Source organism: Amazonocrinis nigriterrae CENA67 (genome assembly GCF_016056305.1).
Lineage (GTDB): Bacteria > Cyanobacteriota > Cyanobacteriia > Cyanobacteriales > Nostocaceae > Amazonocrinis > Amazonocrinis nigriterrae.
The window spans coordinates 43,837-49,847 of sequence record NZ_JAECZC010000039.1 but is presented as its reverse complement, the minus strand read 5'-3'; the positions used below and the strand labels follow the sequence as shown (position 1 = coordinate 49,847).

Annotated in this window: 5 protein-coding genes and 1 rRNA gene; 3 read left to right on the top strand and 3 right to left on the bottom strand. The window is 42.0% G+C overall.

The genetic code is table 11. The features are described 5' to 3' along the window. A 16S ribosomal RNA gene (locus I8748_RS19180) occupies nucleotides 1-198 on the bottom strand; the annotation flags it as partial. Between the two features lie 315 nt (nucleotides 199-513). Between I8748_RS19180 and nadC the strand changes: the two genes are divergently transcribed. The 3 genes from nadC to I8748_RS19165 all read left to right on the top strand — a co-directional run bounded on the left by nadC (nucleotide 514) and on the right by I8748_RS19165 (nucleotide 3,102). Further along, on the top strand, nucleotides 514-1,380 hold the full coding sequence (nadC, locus tag I8748_RS19175) for a carboxylating nicotinate-nucleotide diphosphorylase (RefSeq protein WP_198126160.1): 867 nt from the start codon (nucleotides 514-516) through the stop codon (nucleotides 1,378-1,380). Nucleotides 1,381-1,506: 126 nt separating this feature from the next. After that, on the top strand, nucleotides 1,507-1,677 hold the full coding sequence (locus I8748_RS19170) for a hypothetical protein (RefSeq protein ID WP_198126159.1): 171 nt from the start codon (nucleotides 1,507-1,509) through the stop codon (nucleotides 1,675-1,677). 1,188 nt (nucleotides 1,678-2,865) lie between these two features. Beyond that, nucleotides 2,866-3,102 carry a hypothetical protein gene (locus I8748_RS19165; protein WP_198126158.1) on the top strand — a complete coding sequence of 79 codons (237 nt, stop codon included), beginning with the start codon at nucleotides 2,866-2,868 and terminating at the stop codon, nucleotides 3,100-3,102. 225 nt (nucleotides 3,103-3,327) lie between these two features. Here I8748_RS19165 and nadB read toward each other — a convergent pair whose 3' ends face one another. Next, on the bottom strand, nucleotides 3,328-5,019 hold the full coding sequence (gene nadB / locus I8748_RS19160; RefSeq protein ID WP_198126157.1) for an L-aspartate oxidase: 1,692 nt from the start codon (nucleotides 5,017-5,019) through the stop codon (nucleotides 3,328-3,330). A gap of 211 nt (nucleotides 5,020-5,230) precedes the next feature. Beyond that, on the bottom strand, nucleotides 5,231-5,659 hold the full coding sequence (gene psbU, locus I8748_RS19155) for a photosystem II complex extrinsic protein PsbU (RefSeq protein ID WP_198126156.1): 429 nt from the start codon (nucleotides 5,657-5,659) through the stop codon (nucleotides 5,231-5,233). Nucleotides 5,660-6,011: the final 352 nt, after the last annotated feature.

The following is a 6,011-nucleotide window of genomic DNA, read 5'->3' as shown; positions in this document are numbered from 1 at the left end:
TCATCTTCAGGCAATAAATCTTTCACCTTCCGGCACATCCGGTATTAGCCACCGTTTCCAGTGGTTGTCCCCGACCTGAAGCTAGATTCTCACGCGTTACTCACCCGTCCGCCACTGTGTCCGAAGACACCGTTCGACTTGCATGTGTTAAGCATACCGCCAGCGTTCATCCTGAGCCAGGATCAAACTCTCCGTTTTGCAATGGAAAGCTTTTATTAGCTCTTTTTGACTGCTTATTTATCCACCTCAGCCTGGTGCTCTCATTTTCTTGACTCAGGCTACTTGTGGTATTATGGCTTTCAAACTATAATATTTTCATGGTTCTGATGCCTTCCGAGCCGCTCTTTCGTGCGCTCTCTGTTCGGCACTTATCCAATATAACTAACCCACTCAAGACTGTCAACTCTTTTCACTAACTATTTTTGCAAACATTCTTTCACTCCCTAGAAGTCCCACCCAGTCACCTTTTTACTCTATAGTTTTCTTGGAACTCCTAAAGGATGTGACGAAGTTGTGATTAAGTCTGTTGTTTTGCCACCCTGGTTGGTCTTAGATCCACTTTTGCGTGACTGGTTGCTTGAAGATCTTGGCCGCGGCGATCGCACCACAAATATTTTGTTAGTCCAAGATGTCACGCTAGGATCAGCTAAATGGATTGCTAAAGCATCAGGGATAATTGCTGGTCTACCAGTTGCAGCTAGAGTGTTTCAGCTTTTGAATGAAAAAGTTAGCTTTGTAGCTATTGCGCCTGAGGGTGCAAAGTGTGAGCTAGGACAAATAGTGGCAGAAATAGATGGCTCGTTGGATGCGCTACTAATGGGGGAACGGGTAGCACTCAACTTGGCTATGCATTTAAGCGGGATTGCCACCTTAACTAATAAATATGTAGAGCAAATTGCTGATTTATCTGCTAGGTTGGTGGATACACGCAAAACTACACCTGGGCTAAGAATTCTGGAAAAGTACGCAACTACTGTGGGAGGAGCGATCAATCACCGTATGGGGTTGGATGATGCGGTGATGATTAAGGATAATCATATTGCAGCGGCTGGAGGAATTGGAGAAGCAATTACTCAGATTCGTTACCAAATTCCTTATCCCCTAACAATCGAAGTAGAAACGGAAACTCTAGAGCAGGTGAAAGAAGCTTTACAATATAAAGCCGACATCATTATGTTGGACAATATGCCCTTGGATATCATGCGTCAGGCAGTGCTGTTGATTCGTCAACAAGATAGTCGTGTGAAAATTGAGGCTTCCGGGAATGTGACTTTAGAAACTATTCGTGCTGTAGCAGAGACTGGTGTTGACTATATTTCAAGTAGTGCACCGATTACTCAGTCAAAATGGTTGGATTTAAGTATGAAGATACTAAAATAAGGTGACTAATAACTTTATAACAAAGTTAGTATACTGTCACATCTTTAAGGATTAAAAACTAAAAAAATAAACACATCGTACAGATGCAAAACCTATCCTTACCCCACAATCCTTTTACCCAATATTGTGAAAACAAAATATAAAAAATCAGAATTCAGCACTCTGCAATGGCTTACTGTAAACAAAGTTAAGATTTACCCTGCAAATTATCTGTTGTATGGTGCAACAAATCAGAACGAAGAAATTCGCGCCTATGCTTTGAGTATTGGTTCACTTTGTACTCTGCAACAAGGCTAACGCTAAAACTGCAGACAATTATTTAAACCAACATCACATTACACTAAAACCTAATGTGTATTTGTTTGATTATCCACCAATCCAAGCTGATAAAACTCAACGTTACGACACCAACCAGGTAATCCCATTTCACTAAATTATTGATAGAAATTACTTTTCTTACTTCCCATACTTTCCCTACCTTCCCCGCTCAAGAAAGCTTGCCATCTCTATCAAATTTCAAGTGAAATAGTATAAGACTATCGTACAAAGTCGCTTTTATCAGCTTTTGTAAGAGTCATATCTCTTTATTCATCACCTGGGAAAAGAAAAATCGCAAATAGCCAAGATAAGCGTAGATGCAAACGAGCGATCGCAGGTGAGACGATGCTAGCTACCACCGCTTATAAGAAATTAAGGATTATTTAGACTCTTTGAATATTGATACCGCAGTCTAAGCAGCGATCACTAACTCCAGATTTTCGGATCATTAGTCCTAAGATTCCATTACTGTAAGCAGTCCCAAGATTATTTGGCATCATTGCCCAATCTTGGGAAGGGGACGATTTTATCGCCAGCGAGCGCATTCTACTTTGAGCATCCCTGTTTCATTGCTGATCACAGCCACTGGCTCAGAGTAGTCTGTTCTCTAAAACAATTTCAGCTTTTAAGATGAATTACGTTTATTTATGTAAATAAACGTAAATTAAATTATATTATTATTAAGTTTTTTTTAACCAAAAATTAATGAAAAATTATCAGAATGGCAATTTTACTGCCGTAAGTTTACCTATTTTCTTGAAAATAAATCCTATATTTTAAGTTAATACGGTATTTTTGTCAAAGTATGTTGGCGAGCAAATCTAGTACTTGTACGCAATAGTATTAATTTTTTGTTAAAACTTGATAGTGCAGTTAATTCACCTGTGTGAATTTAATGAACCCCTTTAACTAAGTAGAGAGCTACCTCTAACTTTAGACTGATGCCAAAATCCGCTTATTAATTATATTTCTTAAGAGTCGGGCTTGTTTTAGAGCATTAGCCCATTGCTGAGATGCAAGCTACTAACAATCATTTTTCGATGAAATAATTATTTGTTCACAGTAAATATTTAATTAAGATTTTATTTTTCGGCAAAATAGCTCAATCTACTGTGGATAAGAAAAAAGACTGGATGAAGTAAGAATGCAGGGAATACACAAAGACTTATGGAAACGAACTTAAAAATCACTAGTGCTGTGATAATTTGTATAAGTTTTTACTTAATAGCTCCAAAAATCGCCAATTCTAGAGGCTCTGTCGGCACTTTAACTGCTGATATATTGGGCATTACAGCCAGCGATCGCTCCACTAATTCAAGTGTTACTTCTCAAGATTCAAAAGACATATACGTTGCACCTAATTATGGTGGCCCTGATAGTCAGCATGGAAGTGGCACCCGCTGATACTATACCAATAAGCTGTTAAGCATTTAATTTGTACGTTGAGACAGCAGGGGAGCAGGAGAGAAAGGGAGAGGGTTTGAAGCTTTTATCTACCATAAAAATTGTGTAACTTGTAGGCGCGACAGCTTAGCTAGTGAGGAGTAGCTATAGAAAAATAACACCTGGCAACTAATTCAGTACTTTCAAGAAAGCCAAGATACCTGGTAGAGTTTAGCTAGAATTAGCCTACTTGTTTAAAATCTCAGATTTCCACCATTGATATTTTTGTACAAGCGTGTGGACTTGCCAATCAGGGTCAGGTTGAGGGTAATCTAATCGGTAGTGACCTCCCCGACTTTCAGTTCTAAAAGCAGCACTTTTGAGAATCAAATAAGCTACATCTAGTAAATTATGGGTTTCTGCCCAAAGTCGCAATGGCTTCTCACAGTCTAGTCTGTCGAACTTAACTGGTTCATTTGGACGTAAAGAAAGCAAAAATTGACTTAAAGGCAAAGCTGCAAAATCTTGCTGCCAAGATTCAATAGTTGCGATCGCAAAAGACAAACCTGACTGTTCTCGACAAATACCTGCACTTTGCCAGACCAAGCGCGGTAACTTCTCTCTAAGTGCTTCTAGCTGCGCTTGCTGGCTTTGCCACTCAGCATCAGAAAGGATGAATTGAGAAGGAGCAAAGATGAATTCAGATTCTTTAACATCATCTTTCATACTCGTGACTTCATCCTTAAGATCAGCCATCTGCGCTCCAAATACAATACATTCCAGTAACGAATTACTTGCCAGACGATTTGCTCCATGCACTCCGGTACTAGCTGTTTCTCCCACCGCATACAAACCAGGAATGTTCGTGCGATTCTTCAGATCTGCGACAATACCACCCATCCAGTAATGGGCTGCGGGGGCTACAGGAATTGGTTCATTAAAAACATCAATGCCCCAACGTTGACAAACTTTGATGATGTTGGGGAAACGGTGACGAATTTTATCAGTGGGAATGGGGCGCATATCTAGCCACACATGAGCAGTAGCGGGATCAACAGCAGTACGTTGCAGATGGCTGAAAATCGCTCTACTAACTATATCTCTAGGTGCTAATTCCCCAGCAGGGTGATAATCAAAAGCAAAACTTCGTCCTTCATTATCAACGAGGTGTGCCCCTTCACCACGTACAGCTTCGCTAATCAAAAAGCGATCTGCACCGGGTTTAGTAAGGGCAGTAGGGTGAAATTGGACAAATTCTAAGTCGCGGAGGATAGCCCCCGCCCGCCATGCGATCGCAACTCCGTCACCGGTACTCACAGCCGGGTTAGTGGTTTGGGCAAATACTTGACCTCCGCCACCAGTTGCTAGTACCACAGCACCAGCCTTGATCCATCTGATTTCACCTTGATAAAACAGGCTAATTCCCTGACATTTACCGCTTTGGGGTTCCAGCCACAGACTTAATGCCAAAGCTTGCTGGATAACTTGAATGTTATGGCGGCGCAATACTTGGGCGGTAAGGGTGGTAGTAACTTCTCTACCTGTAGTGTCCGCGGCGTGGAGAACACGGTGGCGAGAATGAGCCGCTTCCAAAGTTAAAGCTAAAGCTTTGCCGTGTCGGTCAAAAGCAACCCCCAAATTCACCAAGGATTGAATACATTTAGGGGCTTGTTGAGCAAGAAATTCTACAGCTAATGCATCGCACAAGCCAGCACCAGCTTGCATCGTATCTTCAATGTGCAGTGTGGGAGAATCTTCCGGGGCGACAGCAGCCGCAATTCCACCTTGTGCCCAATCACTGGCGGACAGAGAAACTGTTTCTTTGGTAATCAAACCGACTTGCAAGTTCTCTGGTAGACAAAGGGCTGTGTATAGTCCAGCGGCACCAGCACCGACTACTAAAACATCAAATTGGCTAGGGATATCTATTTGAGGCAAGGTAATGGGGGAGGGAAGGGGGAGAAGGGGGACTCAAAGCCCCCTCTAGGGAACTCAAGACCCCTCTGTGGGATAAAGGGCAAAGGGGTGAGAAGGGAGCAGGGGGATATATTTTTTTGATTGTGTTTATCTATTTATCCCCACTCTAATATAAGATTCCCACTCCTTGGGATGGGGAGTGGGCTTTATGCTACATTAACCGCAATTGCAGTTATCTGTAGATACCATTGTTAAAGCGATCGTCTCCCTCGTTGAAAGCAGGTTCTAAGTCTGTCACGGTGAAGTGATCGAAGTTAGCTTGCAGAGTTTGTTTTTGGCGATCGCTCAATCCTTCAATATTCAGTACATCCTCTACACTTTTGTAAGGAGCATTTTTGATGATTTTCTTAGCAAGAGTGGGATATAGCCCTGGATATTGCTGAAAAGCTCGCACATTGGTATTATTCAAATCAATTTTTTTCCCAAAATCCGTTGCTAGCTTCTTGTCTGCGCTATTCTGACGATCAATTGCCAGAACTGGGACTTGAGGAAGAGCAAAGCTATAAAAACCAGCAGCTTGTGCTGTCTGAGTTGTTCCTAGCCATCCCCAGCAGCCAAGCAACAAACTAAACACTGTTAATAAACGCGCCAATCCTTTCACGATTTTTCTACCTCTTTCCATCAATACTGAAAAAAAACGGCTTTTAGCTAACAAGCGTCATTCAGTTCAGAGTCCATAGTTCCAACTATAGACTCTTGAACGCCAGTTGCGTGGCTGTCGGCAAAGCCGAACGCCAGACGCCTCAAGTCGGGAAACCCTTTCGGCAGTCGCTCATGGGGGAAACCCCCAAGACCGCGCTGCCTCACCACGGCGCTAGCTCCTCAACGCACTGGCTCTTATTGACTAGCTGATAGCTTAATCAATACACAGCAGTCATCAGAAACTAATATACAGCTTATTAATATCCAGAATATTTGCTACTACTTGCTTTGACTCTAATTTTTCTGGGAGA